The 21970-nt window shown below is 46.9% G+C and carries 17 protein-coding genes; 8 read left to right on the top strand and 9 right to left on the bottom strand.

Annotated elements, in window-relative coordinates:
- Positions 1–8 precede the first annotated feature (8 nt).
- From C9I89_RS10650 to ygeW, 6 genes are all read right to left on the bottom strand, one after another.
- The gene (locus C9I89_RS10650) at positions 9–1640 is read right to left on the bottom strand and encodes an NAD(P)-binding protein (protein WP_107283327.1); all 1632 of its coding nucleotides are present in this window, start codon (positions 1638–1640) and stop codon (positions 9–11) included.
- Positions 1641–1920: 280 nt separating this feature from the next.
- Positions 1921–2823 carry a carbamate kinase gene (locus C9I89_RS10645; RefSeq protein ID WP_107283326.1) on the bottom strand — a complete coding sequence of 301 codons (903 nt, stop codon included), beginning with the start codon at positions 2821–2823 and terminating at the stop codon, positions 1921–1923.
- 38 nt (positions 2824–2861) lie between these two features.
- Complete coding sequence (gene hydA, locus C9I89_RS10640; protein ID WP_245905469.1) at positions 2862–4307, bottom strand: dihydropyrimidinase; 1446 nt, start codon at positions 4305–4307, stop codon at positions 2862–2864.
- A gap of 265 nt (positions 4308–4572) precedes the next feature.
- Positions 4573–5793: a YgeY family selenium metabolism-linked hydrolase gene (locus C9I89_RS10635; protein WP_107283325.1), complete on the bottom strand. Its 1221-nt coding sequence runs from the start codon at positions 5791–5793 to the stop codon at positions 4573–4575.
- A gap of 127 nt (positions 5794–5920) precedes the next feature.
- Positions 5921–7126: a diaminopropionate ammonia-lyase gene (gene dpaL, locus C9I89_RS10630; protein WP_107283324.1), complete on the bottom strand. Its 1206-nt coding sequence runs from the start codon at positions 7124–7126 to the stop codon at positions 5921–5923.
- Between the two features lie 102 nt (positions 7127–7228).
- Positions 7229–8416, bottom strand: a complete 1188-nt coding sequence (gene ygeW, locus C9I89_RS10625) for a knotted carbamoyltransferase YgeW (protein ID WP_107283323.1) — start codon at positions 8414–8416, stop codon at positions 7229–7231.
- Positions 8417–8872: 456 nt separating this feature from the next.
- Here ygeW and C9I89_RS10620 point away from each other — a divergent pair, with 456 nt between their 5' ends.
- Positions 8873–10627, top strand: a complete 1755-nt coding sequence (locus C9I89_RS10620) for a sigma 54-interacting transcriptional regulator (protein WP_107283322.1) — start codon at positions 8873–8875, stop codon at positions 10625–10627.
- A 77-nt stretch (positions 10628–10704) separates the two neighbouring features.
- On the opposite strand, the gene C9I89_RS10615 is transcribed toward C9I89_RS10620, so the two are convergent.
- On the bottom strand, positions 10705–11661 hold the full coding sequence (locus C9I89_RS10615; RefSeq protein ID WP_107283321.1) for a DUF4382 domain-containing protein: 957 nt from the start codon (positions 11659–11661) through the stop codon (positions 10705–10707).
- Positions 11662–11897: 236 nt separating this feature from the next.
- Positions 11898–12254 carry a DsrE/DsrF/TusD sulfur relay family protein gene (locus tag C9I89_RS10610; protein ID WP_107283320.1) on the bottom strand — a complete coding sequence of 119 codons (357 nt, stop codon included), beginning with the start codon at positions 12252–12254 and terminating at the stop codon, positions 11898–11900.
- A gap of 128 nt (positions 12255–12382) precedes the next feature.
- Here C9I89_RS10610 and C9I89_RS10605 point away from each other — a divergent pair, with 128 nt between their 5' ends.
- The 7 genes from C9I89_RS10605 to C9I89_RS10575 all read left to right on the top strand — a co-directional run bounded on the left by C9I89_RS10605 (position 12383) and on the right by C9I89_RS10575 (position 19811).
- Positions 12383–13174 carry a TOBE domain-containing protein gene (locus C9I89_RS10605; protein ID WP_107283319.1) on the top strand — a complete coding sequence of 264 codons (792 nt, stop codon included), beginning with the start codon at positions 12383–12385 and terminating at the stop codon, positions 13172–13174.
- Between the two features lie 346 nt (positions 13175–13520).
- The gene (rbsD, locus tag C9I89_RS10600) at positions 13521–13940 is read left to right on the top strand and encodes a D-ribose pyranase (RefSeq protein WP_107283318.1); all 420 of its coding nucleotides are present in this window, start codon (positions 13521–13523) and stop codon (positions 13938–13940) included.
- Between the two features lie 36 nt (positions 13941–13976).
- Positions 13977–15482: a ribose ABC transporter ATP-binding protein RbsA gene (gene rbsA / locus C9I89_RS10595; RefSeq protein ID WP_107283317.1), complete on the top strand. Its 1506-nt coding sequence runs from the start codon at positions 13977–13979 to the stop codon at positions 15480–15482.
- Positions 15479–16480, top strand: a complete 1002-nt coding sequence (gene rbsC / locus C9I89_RS10590; protein ID WP_107283316.1) for a ribose ABC transporter permease — start codon at positions 15479–15481, stop codon at positions 16478–16480. The genes rbsA and rbsC overlap by 4 nt, the downstream gene beginning before the upstream one ends.
- A gap of 85 nt (positions 16481–16565) precedes the next feature.
- A complete protein-coding gene (rbsB, locus tag C9I89_RS10585) occupies positions 16566–17444 on the top strand; it encodes a ribose ABC transporter substrate-binding protein RbsB (RefSeq protein ID WP_107283315.1) in 879 nt (292 codons plus the stop codon).
- Positions 17445–17813: 369 nt separating this feature from the next.
- On the top strand, positions 17814–18734 hold the full coding sequence (gene rbsK / locus C9I89_RS10580; protein WP_107283314.1) for a ribokinase: 921 nt from the start codon (positions 17814–17816) through the stop codon (positions 18732–18734).
- A gap of 72 nt (positions 18735–18806) precedes the next feature.
- A complete protein-coding gene (locus tag C9I89_RS10575; RefSeq protein ID WP_107283313.1) occupies positions 18807–19811 on the top strand; it encodes a substrate-binding domain-containing protein in 1005 nt (334 codons plus the stop codon).
- 176 nt (positions 19812–19987) lie between these two features.
- Here C9I89_RS10575 and C9I89_RS10570 read toward each other — a convergent pair whose 3' ends face one another.
- Positions 19988–21877: a DEAD/DEAH box helicase gene (locus C9I89_RS10570; RefSeq protein WP_107283312.1), complete on the bottom strand. Its 1890-nt coding sequence runs from the start codon at positions 21875–21877 to the stop codon at positions 19988–19990.
- Positions 21878–21970 lie beyond the last annotated feature (93 nt).

The raw sequence follows: 21970 nt of genomic DNA, 5'->3' as shown, positions 1-21970 counted from the left end.
ATCTGCTCCTAGTCCGTTTCAGCGGCTACCATTTCGATGGCATGACAAGGGCACTGCAAATAACAAGCTTCACAGCCGGTGCACTTATCGTAATCAACCTTGTATCCCTTACCTTTTCCTAAGCGGGTGATTGCACCCTGCGGACAGGCACCAAAACAGCCATCACATTCAAAACAGTTACCACAGGAGTAACAACGCCGGGCTTCAAACAGCGCTTCTTGTTCAGTTAAACCACCAAAGACTTCGTCAAACGACGTCGCACGTTGTACGACAGGAATCGCCGGCTGCTCGCTCTTGTCTGCATCGGTTTTGTACCAGAGGTGCAACTTGTCGTAGCGGATCAGCGGTTGTTTGGAAATTTTGCTGAAGATACGTTTATTCAGAAAAGCATCAATGTGCGCGGCGGCTTTCTTACCGTGACCGACGGCGATTGTAACCGTGCGATCACTTGGCACCATATCACCACCGGCAAATAGCCCGTGATAGCCGGTCATCATCTGTTCATTAACGATAACGGTTCCGTCTTTTTTGTGCTCAACGCCCGGAATCGACTTGGTTAGTTTAGTATCGATATTCTGACCTAGAGCCAGGATCAGGGAGTCTGCCTCGACGGTTTCAAACTCACCCGTTGGCTGCGGACGGCCGTTATCGTCTATTGCCATTTTCTCAAGGGTAAAGGTCGTACCATCAATTTGGTTAATCGTGCGCTGCCAGTGGAATACCACCCCTTCTTCCATCGCTTCAACGCATTCAAAGTCATGGGCTGGCATGTGAGCACGGTCGCGACGGTAAATCACCATCACATCGGCCCCCTGACGCCTGGCCGTTCGAGCGGCATCCATCGCGGTATTACCACCACCATACACGGCAACACGTTTACCCAATACTGGCGCAGTATTCATTTCTGTTGCTCGCAAATAAGAGACGGCATCGTTCACTTTGCCGGGATCATCGTTCGGAATATCCAGCCCCCGCCCGACATGCGCCCCTATGGCGAGAAAGACGGCGTCAAACTGCCCTCTCACTTTTTCTGCCAACAGATCCTCAACGGTATGGTTGAGTACAATTTTGATGCCCATTGCTTCAATACGGGCGATTTCACTTTCCAGAATATCGCGGGGTAAGCGGTAGGCGGGAATACCGAAATGCATCATGCCGCCAGCCATCGGCGCAGCATCGCGGATCTCGACATCGTGCCCTTTACGTTTCAGGTGATACGCCGTTGCTAAGCCACTCGGACCGGCCCCGATAATCAATATCCGCTTGCCGGTCGGTTGCGCATCAACACGCACTTGCCAGCCTTTTTCTATCGCCTGATCGCCCAGAAAACGCTCAACCGCATGAATGCTGACAGCCTGATCAACATCGGCACGGTTACAGGCAGATTCACACGGATGATAACAGACGCGGCCATGGATCGCCGGCATAGGGTTGTTTTTGATCAAAGCCTGAAACGCTTCTTCGTATTGCTCTTCCTGCGCTAACGACAGCCATTCCTGAATATTACTGCCGGTAGGGCAAGCATGGTTACAGGGCGGCAGGGAGTTAGAATAGATTGGAAATTTTGTTCTGACTGGTCCCGATCCCTTTTTGAGAGTGAGATCCGGTGGAAGGGTCATATCCTTTGGACAATTGCTCATAATGCTCTACCTTTCTCTAAGTGCCAAGAGGCACAATAAAGAGCAAGCCACTCATTCCATTGTTATGAGAAGCTTGCTGTTTCACATCGCTTTTTGTCTGTTCTTCTGCTTTGTCGGTACATCGGACTAGCTTTTGGGTGTGGATTTCTTAGTGCTGCTTTGTAGCGTAGATGTCGACAATTTAAACGATGAATATTTTTTCCATAAAAAGTGTAGCTGTTCAAGTCTAAGGTGTTTCATTAAACCGCAACGAGATGAATAGCCACATTTCACACAAAACTTAAACCGCTACACAGGTTCCTGCTTTTTCAGCCAGCACATCGAGGCCTTGTTCTAACGCGCCGATATACGCTCGACCGCCAAACTGGGCAAATTCAGCGGCGGCCTCAACTTTCGGCCCCATCGAGCCGGCAGGGAATTCATATTCGCTAAGCTCAGCCGGTGTCGCTGAACGCAGCGCACGTTGCTGATCTGTTCCCCAATCAAGATAAACAGCATCCGCATCGGTCAGGATCAGCAGCTTGTCGGCATTTAACTGTTTCGCCAGTAACGTCGCGGACAGATCTTTATCAATCACTCCTTCTACGCCCTGATAACCGAAGTCTGAGCGACATACAGGGATCCCCCCGCCGCCACAGCAAATAACCATTTGTCCGGCATCGAGCAGGGTATCAATAGACGTTTTGTCGAGAATATTCATTGGTTTCGGCGATGGCACAACGCGGCGTAAAAACTCACCATCACGCTTCATGACCCAATTATTGGCTTCAGCTAAAATACCGGCTTCGTCTTCGTTATAAACAGGGCCGACAAATTTGGTGGGATCGAGCATGCTCGGATCATCAGCATCGACTTCGATACGCGTTAACAAACTCGCGACCTGAGTCTCCGGCATCAGGTTTTGCAGCTCTTGGGCCAGCATATACCCGATCATGCCTTCACTTTCCGCCCCAAGGACATCTAACGGATATGGCGCTACTTTATCGTAAGCAAGATTCTGTAATGCTAACAATCCTACTTGCGGGCCATTTCCATGCACAATAGCAACACGGTATTCTCGCGCAATTTCGGCTATGGCTTTGGCGGCAATTTTGATATTAGCCAATTGGTTTTCAAAGCTCGGCGCATCACCGCGACGTAAAAGTGCATTTCCGCCTAACGCAACGACAGCTGTCGGTTTCATGTTGACTCCTTTATTTATAAGTTTATGTATCCGGCTCTTTAGCCTTCCAGCTTCTGCCGAAGAAAAGGATCACGGCGAATAAAGCGGCCATTCCCGGCTTTCCCCATAAATTCGCCATTGCACGACACCACCTCGCCACAGCTGATGGTCATTACTGGCCAGCCATGGCTTTGCATTGCTTCATACGGGGTATAATCGGTATTGTCGTGCAATAAATCGTGGCTGACGGTGACTTGCTGTTTCGGATCAAACAGCACTAAATCAGCATCAGAACCGGCTGCCAGACACCCTTTTTGCGGATAGATACCAAAGAGTCTGGCTGGCATATAACTGGTTAGTTCAACAAAACGGCTTGGGCTGATACGCCCTTTCATTACGCCTTCAGAAAACAACAGCGGCATTCGGGTTTCGACTCCCGGCATTCCATTCGGGCAAGCGGTAAAATTATCTTTACCACGCTGTTTCTGGGTCTGGTAAGTGAACGAGCAATGATCGGTTGCGACCGTATCAATGCTGCCATCGATTAATCCCGCCCACAGTTTTTCCAACTCTTCTTTCGGGCGTAATGGCGGGCTGAGGATAAATTTCAGCGCATCTTCCTGCTCATAGCAGCTATCATCAAGCAGCAGATATTGCGGGCAGGTTTCAGCCCAGACAGGTTGGCCGTTACGCTGAGCTAGACGAATGTAATCCAGACCTAAGCCGTTAGATAAGTGAACGATGTAAAGCGGTGCGTCATCAGCCAGCCGGGCCAGATTGATCATTCTGCCAATGGCTTCTGCTTCGCATTCTAAAGGGCGGCTGATGGCATGGTATTTCGGGGCGGTTTTACCGGCTTCAAGCAGCTGTGTACGCCGAAGTGCTATCGCAGCATCATTTTCCGGGTGAACCGTGGTTAAGGCGTTTACCTGATTCAATCGGGTCAGCGCCCGCAGTGCTGATTCGTCATCCAGCTTGTAACCATAGGTGAGATAGAGCTTAAAGCTGGAGATCCCTTCCTGTTCAACCATGGAGGCCATTTCTTCCAGGATCTCGTCATTAACGTGCTGGATGACGCCATGAAAGCTGTAGTCAATAACCGCTTTATCTTTGGCACTCTCTTTATAGACATTGAGTTGGTGGTGAAGGTTACAGCCCTTTGGCCCAAACCCCATATGATCGATGATCATGGTAGTGCCACCACATGCAGCTGAACGGGTGCCAGTATAAAAATCATCGCAACTGCGAGCGAAGCCCACATCAATATTAAAGTGGGTATGGACATCAATACCACCTGGCATGACGTACATACCAGAAGCATCAATAATCTTCGTCTCAGCAGGATAGTCACTTATTGACGGTGCAATTTGAGCAATCTTGCCATCGACAATAAGAATTTCCTGGTTGGTTTCGCTATGCGCATCAACCACGATGCCATGCTTAATTAAGGTAGCGCTGGCCTTAGTATTACCAGTATCCATCGGGGAATGATCACTCTGCACCATAACGCTATCCTTCGCTTTATCTATACTTGAAAATCAAATCACATATGTCGCGGTTTAATCGCAACTATTTCGTTTAATAACAAATAGGAAAGTGTGCTGTTGGCTGGCCAAATTCCAACTCGGTTATTAAACGGAATAGCAAAGATATTGCGGTTAAAACAAAAGCCATCCCGAGGGGGATATGTGGCCAGCTCTCAGGCAGAGCGAGCTGGCACCCTCGGGACGGAAGTCGGTATCAATGTCGGCTACTCACCAACAATGCTGATTACTTTTCATCTAATTGCTTCAGGTACATCTGCGGGATCACAGCGTACATAGCAGCACATGTCACCAAGTGGTCTTTCCATGTTTTCTCGTTTGGCGCGTGTGCTTCTGGCTCTTTACCCGGACCGAAGCCAATCACTGGAATGCCGTAGCGGCCCATGATAGAAACGCCGTTCGTTGAGAACGTCCACTTATCAACTGTTGGTTTCTTGTCGAACAGAAGCTCATAAGATGCTTCCAGCGTTTTAGTCGCCACATGCTCTTCATCAATTAACCAAGTCGGGAAGTAGCACTCAGTTGGGTATACCAATCCGGTGTAAGCAGGACGGTTATATTCGTACATAGAAACAACTGCGTTAGCTTCTTTTACCGCTGGTAACGCACGAATTTCGTCTAATGCACCTTCCCATGTTTCGCCCCAAGTTAAGCGACGGTCAATAGACACTGCACAGCTGTCTGCCACTGCACAACGGCTTGGTGAGGTGAAGAAAATTTCAGACACGGTTAGTGTGCCTTTACCCAGGAATTCGTCATCTTTAAGGTTATGAGAAAGCCCTTCAAGTTGGTTAAGAATTGGACCCATCTTAAAGATAGCGTTATCACCACGCTCTGGTGCAGAGCCGTGACAGCTCACGCCGGCAACATCAACACGAATTTCCATACGGCCACGCTGACCACGATAGATTTGGCAATCTGTCGGCTCTGTTGATACCACGAACTCAGGACGGATTTTGCTTTCTTCAATGATGTACTGCCAACAAAGACCATCGCAGTCTTCTTCCTGAACCGTACCTGTTACCAGTAAGGTATATTCGTCTTCAAGACCCAGATCTTTGATGATCTTACCGGCGTAGACCATAGATGCCATGCCGCCTTCCTGATCTGACGCACCACGACCACCGATGATTTCATCGTCTTCCATGCCCTGATACGGGTCAAATTCCCAGTTATCCATGTTGCCGACACCGACGGTATCGATGTGTGCATCCATCGCAATAAGATGCGGACCATGACCGATCCAGCCCAATACGTTACCCATTGGGTCGATTTCTACTTTGTCGAAACCCACTTTTTCCATTTCTTCTTTAATGCGCAGTACTACTTTTTCTTCGTCACAGCTTTCGCTTGGAATCGCAATCATATCGCGCAGAAAACGGCTCATATCCGCTTTATATTCTTGGGCTTTTTCTAGGACAGTGTTGAAAGGGATGTTCATTGTCATTTTAATTCTCCTTAGGTCGGATGGTGGTCATCACACCCGACATGATATTTTTGTCTTTAAGACCTGAAGCCCTGTTTACACGATGACAAAACCGAGCTCGCAAATTGTTATTGGATTCTGCTAGTAACTAAGCTGTTGTTGGGTGCTTACCTTCCCACACAACTTCACGGTAATGGACTGGATCGGTGTCGCCTTCGGTGTTGATCAGCAGCACAACGGAGTCTTTTGTCAGCCCCATTTTTGCCATCAGTTCTTCGCGCTGCGGATGGTAATATATAGCAGCTAGCAAGCCTGCTCCCACCGCGCCGGATTCACCGGATACAACACGAGGGTCAGAACCTAACGGATTGCCGAGAACACGCATACCAAGCGCAGCTACGTTATCCTGGCAGGAGACAAACTGGGTACTACAGTCGCGTAGTACTGGCCAGCCGAGCGGATTTGGTTCGCCACACGCTAAACCAACCATGATGGTGGCAAGATCGCCGTCAACGTTGACCATGCCGCCGTCTGCGCTGATACCAGAACGGTAAATACAGTCAGCCTGATCCGGTTCAACCACGACAGAATGCAGGTTGTCCGCCCCAAACTTGTCGCAGAGATAACCCAGTACCCCACCCGCCATGGCACCGACACCGGCTTGCAAGAAGACATGAGTAGGCTGGTTAATGCCTTGGCTTTGCATTTGATCTACCGCTTCTGCCGCCATGGTGGTGTAACCTTGCATGATCCAAGTTGGGATCTTGGTATAACCTTCCCAAGCGGTATCCTGCACCACTTTCCAACCGCACTCTTCTGCCGTTTTAATGGCTAAACGTACAGTGTCGTCGTAGTTCATATCAGTAACGATGCATTTTGCACCCAGTGCGCGAATATTATTTACTCGCTCATCCGCCGCGCCTTTAGGCATATAAACCACAGCGTTCTGACCTAATTTATTAGCCGCCCAGGCGACACCGCGACCGTGGTTACCATCGGTTGCTGTTGCAAAGGTCATTTTTTCTGTGATGTCGTTTTTCAGTTTGTCAAAATCAAACGTGTTGATATCAAGCTGGTATTCATCACAAAGCAGACGGGCAATGGCATACGCGCCACCCAGCATCTTAAATGCGCAGAGATCGAAGCGGTATGCTTCATCTTTAACGAGAATTTTTCCAACACCAATTTCTTTGGCTAAGCAGTCAAGTGATTGCAACGGTGTTGGTTGGTAGCCTTCAACTTTTTGATGGAAGGCGCGGGCTTTTTCCGCTTCATCAATGGTGAACAGAGAAGATTGCTGACCGTTATAATGGCGGTTATCGGCTATCTCCATTTTTAGAGAGAATGTAGACACGACCAGACCTCATTGATGTGAATAGAAAGAAAATGCGGGGATAACTGGGATCTGTTACCCCGCGAAAGGGTTAGCTGTTATAGGTGCTGTAGCGAATTACAGTTATTTAACGCGCTTTTCGTACTCATCAAGCAGCTGTTGCAGTACGGCACCTGGTTCCTGGTACTTGCGGTTCATGATCATGGCCGCAATCACATATGGCTTCCAGCTGGCTTCTTTGTAAGTCGCGATGCGGTATTTTTCGAATACAGATTCTTCGACTTCTCCTTCTTTACAAGAAACACCTGTGATATCAGCAGGTAAGCAGTGCATGTACAACGCTTCACCATCTTTGGTGTGCTTCATCATTTCTTCAGTGCAGTGCCAGTCTTTGTGGTTGGCATTCTGAGCCAGACATTCTTGCTCAAGCGCTTTCAGGCCGTCATGGTCATTGGCACGAAGTAGCTCGGTACGACGCTCCATAACCTGATAAGGTGCCCATGATTTTGGATAAACAATATCAGCATCTTTAAATGCTTCTTCCATTGAAGCAACCTGAGTAAAGCTACCACCAGATGCTTCTGCATTTTGGCGTGCTTGTTCGACAACTTCAGGAATAAGATCATAGCCTTCAGGGTGCGCAAGCGTCACGTCCATACCAAAGCGAGTCATCAGCCCGATAATGCCTTGTGGCACAGAAAGTGGTTTGCCGTAGCTTGGCGAGTAGGCCCAAGTCATCGCAATTTTCTTGCCCTTCAACTTCTTGAGGTCACCAAAATGCTCTTCCAACCAGGCGAGATCAGCCATGGACTGTGTTGGGTGGTCAATATCGCACTGAAGGTTAACCAATGCCGGACGATTAGGCAGTACGCCCTCTTTCACACCTTCATCTAACGCTTCACCGACTTCACGCATGTAAGCATTACCGGCACCTAAATACATATCATCACGGATACCAATGGCATCGGCACAGAATGAAATCATGTTTGCTGTTTCACGCACGGTTTCGCCGTGAGCGATTTGTGATTTACCTTCGTCAAGATCTTGCTGAGCGAGGCCCAGCATATTAATTGCCGAAGCGTAAGAGAAACGAGTACGGGTTGAATTATCGCGGAATAGCGAAATACCTAGACCATTTTTGAAGACGTTGGTTGCGATATTTTCCTGGCGCATTGCTTTTAAAACCTGCGCTGTTTTTAATACACGCTCCAATTCTTCAGGGCTCTGTTCCCAGGTTAATAGGAAATCTTTATTATGAAGTTCTGACTTTAGTTCATTGATTTCCTTGATTAGTTCATTGATGCTTTTCATTTTTATTCTTCCCAGTTATTAATTCGATAGCCAGTTATTAGTCTGTTATCAGGTTAGAAATTCGTTATTAAGCCCGTGGCTGGAAAAGTCTGTAGGGTCATAACAGACGTCTGATTCTCTTAATCCAATAACTATGCCAATTACAGAAGTAAAAATGGAAAAAATATTTTTTCACTATAAAACAAGCACTTGAAGTGTTCAGTGTTTTTATCTGCGTATTCTTTATCTCAATCATTACTATCATTGACTATCAGAGATAGCGACCAAAATGATAGCGACTCGACGTCGGTTTATCATATTGATATCTGGGTGTGATCTACCTATCAATTCCTATCGCACATCTCAATTCCACCATAAAATCCTGATGCACATCAAACTGATGACTATTAATGTTGATGTAAGTATTAATGTTGATTAAGTTAGTACGGTCTTTTCATTTAGAAATAGATTTATACTATGTTGAATACACTTCACCAGTCTGAATTAATGCAGTTACAGCCAACGATACTGCGATTCACGCAAATGCTTTCAGCTGTCTTACAGTTAGACGCCGAAGTGGTTGATGCTGATCTAGTTCGTATCGCTGGTACCGGCCCTTACAGTAAGTTTTTTGGAAAAAAACTGAATACCACCTCAAGAATATTCCGCTATATCCTTGAAACCCATCAGGAAAAAGTTGTAGTCAAGTCGCGGACCGATCCTATATGTGATGGCTGCTCCAATAAAGAAAGTTGCCGTGAAACCGCCTTTTTAGGCGTGCCTATTATGCTCGAAGACCGATGCATCGGTGTGATTAGTCTGGTAGCGTTTACTGAAGAGTCACGAGAAAAGATTAAAGAAAACGTCCAGTTATTCTCTGACTATATCCGGCATATTTCTCAAATTTTCGTCTCTAAAGTGCTGGAGTCAGGAGACACCGATAATGGGCTGAGTAAAGTATTTACCAGCCTGATTGAAAATATGGATCAGGGCGTACTGGTACTTGATGACAATAGCCGAGTGAAATACGGCAACGATCCGGCTTTGAATAACCTGAACATTTCCCGCGACGAATTAGCTCAGATCTCGGTCAATATTCAGCCATTGTCTTTCCATAACAATGAACTAAAAGGCCATCAGCAACATATTATTTCATTAGGCGAACGTCAGGAGCTGGTTGTCGGCCAATTCCATGATATTCACGGTCACCAGCTATTTTTAATGGCTTTCTACCAGCCCAATACGTCTTTTGAAATTGGCAAACCGTCACAACAATTGCGCAGCGTCATTGGCGAATGCAAGCAAATGCAGACACTAAAAACATTGATCAGTCGTATTGCCACAAGCCCTTCAAGTGTATTAATTAACGGTGAAAGCGGGACAGGTAAAGAAGTCATCGCCCACGCGGTGCATAATCTGAGTGATCGCAACGATAAACCCTTTGTTGCTATCAACTGCGCCGCAATTCCAGATCAGCTGCTTGAAAGTGAACTGTTCGGCTATGTTAGAGGTGCCTTTACCGGCGCATCCAATAAAGGTAAGACCGGCCTGATCCAGGCAGCGAATAAAGGCACTCTGTTCTTAGATGAAATTGGCGACATGTCGATGACGTTGCAGGCCAAACTGCTGCGTGTTCTTGAAGAACGCGAAGTCATGCCGATTGGTTCCAACATTGCCGTTCCCGTCGACATTCGGGTAATTTCAGCGACGAACCGTGATTTTTCTGAAATGATCGCGACCAACAAGTTCCGTGAAGATCTATATTATCGACTGAATGTCATTCCAATTCATCTTCCGCCACTTAAAGATCGTCAGGGAGATGTCGACATACTGGTGCATTACTTCCTTGATATCCACACCCGGAAAATTGGTGTTGGTTATCCGGGTATCACACCCAATGTCATGACCCGGCTAAATAGCTATAACTGGCCGGGTAATGTACGGGAGCTCAGCAACTTAATCGAGTACCTGGTGAATGTTGTACCTGCCGGAGATATGATCGATGTAGATTTACTGCCACCTTATTTTGAACGTACAGCTTGTGAGAAACGCAGCGAACAGCACAATATTGATGACAGTATTATGAGCCTCGAAGAGATGGAAAAAATTCGCATCGAAGAGGCGATTAATCGCTTAGGTAATCGTAAGTTAGTCGCCGAAGAGTTAGGAATAGGCATTGCTACGTTGTACCGCAAGATCAAGAAGTTCGAGTTAAGCTCTCAACATGCTTAATTCACATTTCATTTATCACTAATAACAAAACCCGCTGAATGCGGGTTTTGTTTATTAAAGCTGTCAGTACCCGAAAATCAGAACGCTACTGTGACGCCTTCAATGGGTAGTACAAGATCTGCAATGATTGGATCAACAATACTGAGCGGATCGCCGCCTAGTTCTGAATCATCTTCGCTACCATTACAAACTAACGCTAAGTCGTAAGAACCTAACGGGACATAACCCACTTCAAATTGACCTTCGCCGGAGGTGGTATCAACCTCAACCACTGCCGATGTAAAGGGTTCAAAGTCAGAACCTAAATCACCATACTCTTGCGTTGATGCCGGATAGATATAAACAAACGCATCATTAAGGTTGCCGAGGCACGCTTCACTGCCCACGGTGCCATCAATGTAGGCAACACCTTCGTTGTTCACCAGCCGTACACCTCGAGGTTTCAGTTGATAGCCATTGGCGTTTTCAACCATGCTCTTACGAAGATCAAACTCCAGGGTATAAGCTTGAGTTGCATCAGCAGTAACATCAAAGCCATCCAGCTTTAATTCACCACTGGGAACCTTAATTCCCTCAACATTATCAGTGTCTGTCACCACATGAGAATACGGTGTGCCGTCGCTGTAAGTCCCCTTTTCCAGTACCGATAATCGCATCTGGGTATATTTGCCGGCTTCCATCACTTCACCGCTGAGTACCTGCAGTGAATCACTCCCCTGATAAGCCATCAGGTTAATCACCATAAATTCAGGACTGTCAGCCTCAGCACCAGGTATTGACATACCCGCAGGAATACACTCAGGGGAGCTTTGTTCTGCAGCAAAAGAGGTGGTACCCCAGCTAAATTCGCCACCATTGGTATGGTGTACCGTTATTTTATCAAAAGCGACACAAACCTGCTTAAGACCATCTACAGTGGCATCTGAAAAGGCCAATGAAAATTTACCGGTTCCGTCCCCCCCATCAGAAGAACCACCGCCGTTACATCCAGCCAGCATTAAACCAACAACCACTGCGACTACTGCTTTTTTCATTGCTGAAACCTCAAAAATAATTATATTTCAAAGAATAGCGTGCTTTAGTTCCTTATTGTAGTTCATGGCTCAAAGCAAGGGATATTCTGACAATCAATTGACATTGCAGGTGCAACTTATTGGGCACTTCCGTGAATGTTTAATCAATCATATATTTCGGCGTAATACAGAAAGCGAGAACCGAGAGTCTAGGACCTAGAAACGAGATTCTAGACTTAATAAACTTCGGAACTGCTCTAAAAACTCAATACTTTATCGGCATTCAGTGTCCACAATGAGAGATCGTCCAATGTGCCAATTTCAGCACCTTCAATCAGAGGTAACATAGACAAACCGCGCGCATCCGCACAGGTCTTACACAGTTTTACTTCCGCTCCCTGAGCCAGCAGGATTTCCAGCATTTGCTGAATGTTATGACCCTCAGCTGGCGTCTGCTTCACCAACGCACAGCTAATCGAATCTGACATCAAAAATAGCTGCAACCGGGTTTCTTGATGTTCTTGTTCGTTCAAATTGATTGCCAGCCGTAACGCATTGAATGAACGTTCAGAGCCGTAGGGTGCCTCATTTAAGATAAAAAGAATATTTTGCATAGTTATCGCTCGTCTGAAGGCTGAAAAAAGTAATTTCTTTACGTTTGCTGAGATATACTTTACGGCAGAACAGCCGTTATATTTCTGATTTAGCTCTATTTTTATGAAATTAAGGTACAAACCCTGTAATGATGAACTTTGATGCGCTCTTAACCCTTTCTGAAAATGGCAAAGTGTTTGCCAACCCTCGACGCGTGGCACTGCTAAAAGCGGTTCAGGTGACGGGGTCGATAAGTCAGGGAGCCAAGCAGGCAGGGATCAGTTATAAAGCCGCCTATGATGCGATCAAAGATATGAATTGCCGCTCCAAGGAACCTTTAGTCACCAGCGAAAAAGGGGGAAAAGGCGGAGGCGGTGCATCGCTCACCCATTTCGGTGAGCGCATTATACAAATGTATGATTTGCTGGATAAGATCCAGGATATGGGGCTGAAAGCGTTAAACGATGATAACGCGCCGTTACATAGCCTGCTTGGTGTGATGAGCAAATTTTCATTACAAACCAGTGCCCGCAATCAGTTATTTGGCACCATTAGTCATATTGAGCGCCATGAACTCCATGATCTTATTGTTATAGCGTTAAACGACAACCAGCAAATTTCAGCGACAATTACTCATAGCAGTACCTTAAGGCTGCAGCTTGAAATAGGCAAAGATGTCGTCGCGCTGATCAAAGGGCCATCCGTTGTAGTCGTAAATGAAATGTCCTCTGAATTACCGTACGACAACCAGCTAAAAGGCAAAATCAAAGCCATCAGTCGTGATAAGACTTCAACAGAAGTCACCGTCGCCCTTAACGAGGTTGATGAACTGTGTGCGTTAGTCGATAACGCATCTCTGGCAGATACCAATTTGGCTATTGGTGAAACAATCCATGCCTGCTTTCATTCCACACAGGTCATTATTGCAACAATGTGCTAGCGATTTCAAACGAGAACCCTTCTCTCTATCGCTATCCTTGAACTTCACTCCCAGTGGTGTTCTGAATGATCAGAATAGTAGTGAGATTGGTATGACTACCGTCTCACGCTGATTTTATATTGTGATCCACCCCTCCATTTATTCGGCCCAGGCATATTCAGGGCCGATCTCAATCACACTTTGCGATAATCCAGAGTGCAATACATCACTTTTCAAACTACATTTTAGCCATCGAAACGTTTGCGTAAACGATTCGATGGCATGAAACAGCCAATTCAGAGATTAATAACGACAATTGGCTACACTCATAAAGCATCACCACCATGAATTATTATAGGTGCTACCCATGAAGAAAAACGCCCTCATCAACGCCGAGCTGTCCTATGTTATCGCGACTCTGGGTCATACCGATGAAGTCACCATTTGCGATGCTGGATTGCCGATCCCTGATGAGACACAACGTATCGATCTCGCATTAATCCCTGGCGTTCCTACTTTTATCGATACCGTCAAAGCTGTTTTAGGTGAAATGCAAATTGAAGGCGTTGTACTTGCAGAAGAGTTTGCACAAGTCAGCCCGGAATTACACCAAGCGCTGATTGCACTGATCCGCGAAGAAGAGACGTTATGCAATAAGAAAATCGCCGTTTCTTACGTCAGCCACGAGGCATTTAAAGTACACACGCAAGACAGTAAAGCAGTAATTCGCACAGGTGAATGCACGCCCTATGCGAACGTAATTTTCCAGTCAGGCGTTGTTTTTTAACCCCCTCGACTTTCGGAATAATCGCAAGGAGCTGACATGAACCAGCCAATTTTAGAACTTAAAGGCATCGAAAAAGCATTCCCTGGCGTTAAAGCGTTAGACAACGCTTGCTTGAATGTTTACCCGGGTAAGGTCATGGCCTTGCTGGGTGAGAATGGTGCCGGTAAGTCCACCCTGATGAAATCGTTAACGGGTATCTATGCCATGGATGCCGGTGAAATCCGCTATCAGGGTAAGCGTGTAAATTTCAATGGCCCGCGACACTCTCAGGAAGCAGGGATCAGTATTATTCACCAGGAATTAAACCTGATCCCTGAACTGACTATTGCTGAAAATATTTTCCTCGGCCGTGAAAAAACCAATGCGTTTGGTGGCATCAAATGGTCTGAGATGTATCGTGAAGCCGATGCGCTTCTGCAGCGCCTGAATGTGAGCCACCACTCACGCCAGTTACTGGGTGAACTGAGCCTTGGCGAACAGCAGATGGTTGAAATTGCCAAAGCCCTATCGTTCAAGTCACAGGTCATCATCATGGATGAGCCGACAGATGCTCTGACAGACACTGAAACCGAATCACTGTTCAAAGTGATCAACGAGCTGCGCGATGAAGGCTGCGGCATCGTTTATATCTCTCATCGTCTGAAAGAAATCTTTGAAATCTGCGATGACATCACTGTGCTTCGAGATGGTAAGTTCATTGGTGAATGCCGGGTTGCTGACATTGATGAGGACGGGCTGATTGAAATGATGGTAGGCCGCCGCTTAGAGGAACAATACCCTCGTATAGACGTCACACATGGCACAACCTGCCTGGAAGTAAAAAACCTGTCAGGCTCAGGTGTTCACAATGTGAGCTTCAAGCTTGATCGCGGCGAGATCCTCGGTGTATCCGGCCTGATGGGGGCTGGCCGAACAGAGTTGATGAAAATTATTTATGGAGCACTTCACCGTGATTCTGGCGATATCATATTAAATGGCAAAGTCGTTAATCCGATAAGCCCGCACGATGGACTGGCCAACGGTATTGCCTATATTTCTGAAGACCGTAAAGGTGATGGGCTTGTCTTAGGGCTATCTGTGAAAGAAAACATGTCACTTTGTGCGTTAGAACAGCTGTCAAAAGGCATACAGATTAAACACTATGATGAAGTTACTGCAGTTGAAGACTTTATCCGTCTATTCAATATCAAGACACCTACCCGCGATCAAATCATTGGCAACTTGTCTGGCGGTAATCAACAGAAAGTCGCCATCGCCAAAGGCCTGATGACCAGACCCAAAGTACTTATTCTTGATGAACCGACACGCGGTGTCGATGTCGGGGCGAAGAAAGAAATTTACCAGCTGATCAACCAGTTCAAAGCCGATGGCATGAGCATCATTTTAGTGTCATCTGAAATGCCTGAAGTACTGGGGATGAGTGATCGCATTATGGTGATGCACGAAGGCCATATCAGTGGCGAATTTATGGCAGCCGATGCCGATCAGGAAAAGCTAATGGCTTGTGCTGTTGGTAAAAAAATCAATGAGGTAGCAGCATGAGTGACAACGCTATGACCAAGAATAAGCAATCTGCTGAAAAGCATCTTCCACACGCCAATAAGCTTTTCACTAAAGAATGGTTAATTGAACAAAAATCACTAATCGCTTTGCTCCTGCTGATCGTAGTGGTCTCTTTTCTTAACCCTAACTTCTTCACTCTCGACAACCTTTTGAATATTCTCCGTCAGACGTCGGTGAATGCGATTATCGCAGTGGGTATGACGCTGGTTATCTTAACCGCGGGCATTGATTTGAGTGTAGGCTCAGTACTGGCTCTCTGCGGTGCCTTTGCAGCCACCATGATTGGACTGGAAATCCCGGTAATAGTCGCAGTACCAACGGCCCTGCTTGCTGGTGCGGCTTTAGGTGCAATCAGTGGGGTGATCATCGCAAAGGGTAAAGTTCAAGCGTTTATTGCAACGCTGGTAACCATGACCTTATTACGCGGTGTGACCATGGTTTACACCGACGGTCGTCCTATTTCAACGGGCTTTACAGACGTAGCAGATGGCTTCGCTTGGTTCGGTACAGGCTACGCGATGGGTATCCCTGTTCCAATCTGGCTGATGGTAATCGTGTTCGCATCTGTATGGTACCTGCTCAATCATACCCGCTTCGGTCGTTACATCTACGCACTGGGCGGAAACGAATCGGCAACTCGCTTATCAGGCATCAACGTAGATCGCGTCAAGATTGGCGTCTACGCAATCTGCGGTCTGTTAGCAGCCCTTGCTGGCATCATAGTAACCTCTCGCCTTTCATCCGCTCAGCCTACTGCAGGTATGGGATACGAATTGGATGCGATTGCTGCTGTCGTGCTTGGTGGTACCAGCCTTGCCGGGGGCAAAGGTCGAATCATGGGTACTTTAATCGGTGCTCTGATCATCGGCTTCCTTAACAACGCACTAAACCTGTTAGATGTGTCTTCTTACTTCCAGATGATTGCAAAAGCAGTAGTCATTTTGCTGGCAGTACTGGTAGAGACTAAAAAGAAGTAAACCCTAACCCTCTGTGTACCGGGCATCAACACAATCCCGTATTGAATGCCCGGATATCTGACCCGAAATAGATAAGGAATATAGAATGAAAAAGTTAGCAACCCTAATCTCTGCTGCTGTTCTTTCGGCTTCTTTCAGCACGACTGCTTCTGCACAAGACACGATGGCAATGGTTGTTTCTACGTTGAATAACCCATTCTTCGTTACCATGAAAGAAGGCGCTGAAGCGAAAGCAAAAGAGCTGGGCTACAACCTGATTGTTCTGGATTCTCAAAACGACCCGAGCAAAGAGCTTTCTAACGTAGAAGATCTGACTGTTCGCGGCGTTAAGGCAATTCTGATTAACCCTACCGATTCAGATGCGGTATCTAATGCTATTCGTATGGCAAACCGCTCGAACATTCCGGTACTGACTCTTGACCGTGGCGCAAACCGTGGTGAAGTGATAAGCCACATTGCTTCTGATAACGTTGCAGGTGGTGAAATGGCCGGTAAGTTCATCATGGAGAAAGTGGGCGAAAAAGCCCGTGTTATCCAGCTAGAAGGAATTGCCGGTACGTCTGCAGCTCGTGAGCGTGGCAAAGGCTTCATGAACGCCGTTGAAAGCAGCGGTATGGAACTGCTTGCTAGCCAACCTGCTGATTTCGACCGAACTAAAGGTCTGAACGTAATGGAAAACATGCTGGCTGCCAACCCAGACGTTCAGGCTGTATTCGCTCAGAACGATGAAATGGCACTGGGTGCACTTCGCGCTGTTCAGGCTTCTGGTAAAGACGTATTAATCGTTGGCTTTGACGGAACTGAAGACGGTATCGCAGCCGTTAAACGCGGTATTCTGGGCGCAACTATCGCACAGCAGCCAGATCTTATTGGTGCGCTGGGGGTGGAAACTGCTGACAAAGTGCTGAAAGGCGAATCAGTAGAGAAATACATCCCGGTACAGCTTAAAGTAATAACGAAGTAAGAAACTCCGTGGTGAGTGTCGAGAAACTAGTATCTAGTACCGAGTTTCGAGTTTCGAGAAACTAGTATCGAGTACCGTTTCACACAAGTTTTGAGTCGTTGAAGCACGTCATCCCGGAATCGAGGTACGAGATATCCGGGATCCAGTTCTAACCGTGTGCGCCTTAGATTCCGTATAAGTTCGTTCCTCTCTTTACGGAATGACGATGGTTGGTGACTGAACTGGTCAAAACTTCTGTGATTAAGTTCGAGTATCTAGACACTCGATACTCGCCTCTCTTACCTGAGTCAGAATATATCGTTTATCACTGTACTCGCAGTACTAACCAATACATTTTGACCAACATTCATAATTAAAAAAGGTTCGTTTATGAATAAGTTAGTTGTTCTAGGTAGCGTTAACGCCGACCACGTTCTTCAGGTTGCTTCTTTCCCTCGCCCGGGCGAAACGTTACACGGTCACAGTTATTGTGTTATTCCTGGTGGCAAAGGTGCCAATCAGGCGGTTGCGGCGGCACGTTTAGGAGCGGATATTGCCTTTATCGCCAGCGTTGGTGACGACAGCTTTGGCCGCACCATGCTTGAAACATTTGCCAACGAAGGCATCAATACCGAAGCGGTGATGGTTGAAGAAAACATGCCGACCGGCATTGCGATGATTCAGGTAGCTGCAACCGGTGAAAACAGCATCTGTATTTCTGCCGAAGCTAATGGCTGCTTAACTCCTGCACGCATTGAACCGCATCACAAACTGATCGCTGATGCAGATACCTTGCTAATGCAGTTGGAAACGCCGATTGAAACAATCGAAGCAGCTGCGAAAGTTGCCAAGTCAGCAGATACACGGGTTGTGCTTAATCCTGCCCCTGCGCAGCCATTATCAGATGACTTATTACAACTTGTTGATATGATAACGCCAAATGAAACGGAAGCAGAACTGCTAACCGGCATCAAAGTAACGGATATGGCATCAGCTCAACTAGCAGCAGATGCACTGCATGCTAAAGGAATCGAACTTGTTATGATCACTCTGGGAAGCCAGGGTGTATGGGTCAGCCAGAATGGTAATGGCCGGCAGGTAGAAGGCTTCCGGGTTGAAGCAACAGATACCACCGCTGCGGGTGATACATTCAACGGTGCTTTACTGACAGGCCTCCAGGAAGGCCGTAAGCTGGACGAAGCTATTCGCTTTGCTCATGCCGCTGCTGCAATTTCAGTCACACGTATGGGGGCTCAAACCTCTATTCCATATCGTAGTGAAGTAAAACGCTTTCTCATTGAGCATAGCTAATATAATCTGATTCGCAGTTTACCTGCATGGATCATGTAAACTGCAAACAGAAAATGAATCAGGGAGAAATTGATGGCGACTATCAAAGACGTTGCAAAACATGCTGGAGTTTCTACCTCTACTGTCAGCCACGTGCTCAACAAAACGCGTTTTGTGAGTGAGGAGATTTCACAGCGCGTTCTGGCTGCGGTCGAAACGCTTAATTACGCCCCTTCAGCCCTTGCTCGAAGTTTAAAAGTAAACCACACCCGTACCTTTGGCATGCTGGTTACCACGTCAACCAATCCATTCTTTGGCGAAGTTGTCAAAGGTGTTGAACGTCGTTGCTATGAGCAGGGTTATAACTTGATCCTGTGCAACACCGAAGGCGATCTGGAACGGATGCATTCCAACCTTGATACCTTGCTGCAAAAGCGTGTCGATGGCCTGTTATTGATGTGTAGCGAAGTAGAAGGCCAGGCTTTTGATCTCTTTTCTCGTCACCAGCCCGTTCCGACCGTAGTCATGGATTGGGGGCCGATGGACTTTCCAAGCGATAAAATTCAGGACAATTCCCACCACGGCGGCTATCTGGCTACCCGTCATTTAATCGCTAAAGGTCATAAAAAAATTGGCTGCCTGACAGGCCCGCTAGACAAACTCTCTGCGCAGCAACGTTTATCCGGTTTTATTCAGGCAATGGAAGAGTCTGGCCTGACGATTAACAAAAACTGGATCATATCAGGAAAATTCGAATGTGAAGGCGGTGAAAAAGCGTTTGAAGAGCTTTACTCAAAAGGGCCACTCCCGTCTGCGCTATTTGTTTGTAATGACATGATGGCAATGGGAGTTATTAATACTGCCAGCAAAAAAGGCATATCGGTACCAGATGATATTTCTATTGTCGGATATGACGATATCAAACTGGCGCAGTATATTACGCCTTCACTAACCACGATCCACCAGCCAAAACATCGTTTAGGTCAACAAGCGGTAGATACGTTGCTAGATAAAATTAAAACCAAGCGTGTATCAAATCAGGTAATTCAACTTGAACCCACCTTGGTTGAACGTGACAGTGTGAAGGCTGTCAGCTGAAATAATCAACTCATAAATAGTAGAAAGCCCGCGTTGCGGGCTTTTTTACACTTGTTCTCAAACAACTCAACTGCCAAATCTCTGGTTGGGTCAGATTATTAAGGCCTGTTCTCATTCATCAGATTACAGGTATAAAAAAGCCGGGCATTAAGCCCGGCTTTTCAGATAACAAGTGATTATGCGTTACTGCTACGCTCACCGCCGGTACGGCGAGGACGGTCGCTGTTACCGTGATTGCGTTCACCACGATGGCTACCACGGCTATCTCCGCCACGGTTGCGATCGAAACGACGACCACCAGTACCACCTTCACGATTACCTTCGCGGTTACCACGGTAACCACCTCGATTGCCGTCACGGTTGCCGCCACGAGGATTATGCTCGCGCAGAACTTCGCCTTCAACAACAACAGCCTTCGCTTCGTTTTGACGAATACGTAGTTTCTTAAGCTGAGTAGCAACTTCTGCCGTCATTTTCTTAGGAAGCTGAACATAAGTGTGGCTAGGTGCAAGTTTGATAGCACCGATGAATTCTTTAGTCAGACCAAGTTCGTTTGCGATAGCGCCAACGATATCTTTAACCTGAACACCTTGCTCACGGCCAACTTGCAGCTGGTAGGTATCCCAGTCAGCATTGTTGTATGAACGACGTTCACCGCGTTCGCCACCACGACTACCGCGATCATCATTGCCACGACGCTCACGACGCTGTTGTTCACGCTCGATAGCAGCGATCATTGGGTCCGGACCTTTGTAGAACAGAGGACGGTTACCCTGCTGGCGCTGAAGAAGCATAGCAGCAAGTGTTGCAGCATCAACATCAATCGTTTCTTGTAGCTTGCCAACTAGCTCAACGAAAGCTTCAAGCGTTGCTTGTTCTTTCTGAGTTTCTAGCTCTTGACCAAGACGAGCCAAGCGAGCTGCAGCCACGGCATCACGGTTAGGAAGTTGGATTTCTTCCATGCGAGACTTAGTGACACGCTCGATAGTGCGAAGCATACGGATCTGGTTGGTACGAACCAACAGGATCGCTTTACCAGAACGGCCAGCACGACCAGTACGACCGATACGGTGGATGTAAGATTCTACATCGAACGGGATATCGTAGTTGAATACGTGTGTAATACGAGCCACATCAAGACCACGAGCAACAACGTCAGTTGCAACTAGTACGTCGATAACGCCACGTTTGATGTGATCAACAGTACGCTCACGTAGAGACTGAGGAATATCACCGTGTAGTGCTGCAGCTTTGCAACCACGAGAAGATAACCAGTCAGCCAGACGCTCAGTGTCCTGACGAGTACGAACGAATACGATTGACGCATCGATGTCCTTTTCAGTCTCGAGCATACGAATCATTGCTTCGTCTTTCTCTACACCTTTAACAACCCAGAACTGCTGCTCAACTTGAGAAACAGTGCGGTTTTCGCCAGCAACGTCAATACGCTCTGGGTTACGTAGGAAACGGTCAACGATTTGCTTAACGATTGGAGGCATAGTTGCCGAGAACAATACGCGCTGCGCAGATGCTGGTGCTTGTTCCATGATCCAAGTAACGTCGTCAACGAAGCCCATTTTCAACATTTCGTCTGCTTCATCCAGTACAAACGTACTAACTTCATCAAGGTGCAGACGATCACGTGAAATAAGGTCTTTAACACGACCCGGAGTACCAACAACAATGTGAGCACCATTTTTCAGTGCACGCATTTGATCAACGATAGAAGCACCACCGTAGATCTCTAAAACTTTAAGTCCCTTGATATTTTGACCAAGAACTTTGATTTCTGCAGCAACCTGAATCGCCAACTCACGTGTCGGAGCCATAACGATAGCCTGAGGCTTATGCTGAGAAAGGTCTACTTTATTCAGAACAGGTAGTGAAAACGCAGCCGTTTTACCTGTACCAGTCTGTGCCTTGCCTAGTGCATCTGCACCAGTAAGTAGTAGAGGAATAGACGCCGCCTGAATAGGGGTAGGCGCAACGAAGCCCATTGAGTCAAGTGCGGAAAGTAGTGTGTCGGCCAGATCTAACTGGCGAAATTCTGTAACAGATTCTAGCATTGGGATCCCAATAAATAATCTAACGTAAAACGGGGCCCCTTCTGCTTTAAGAGTTCTGCAACAGCAACCACAAGCATGGGCCTCGACGATTAA

Source organism: Photobacterium lipolyticum, assembly GCF_003026475.1.
Taxonomy (GTDB): Bacteria; Pseudomonadota; Gammaproteobacteria; order Enterobacterales; family Vibrionaceae; genus Photobacterium; species Photobacterium lipolyticum.
Note: the sequence above shows the minus strand (reverse complement) of the source record. Positions and strands in the feature narration are given on the sequence as shown.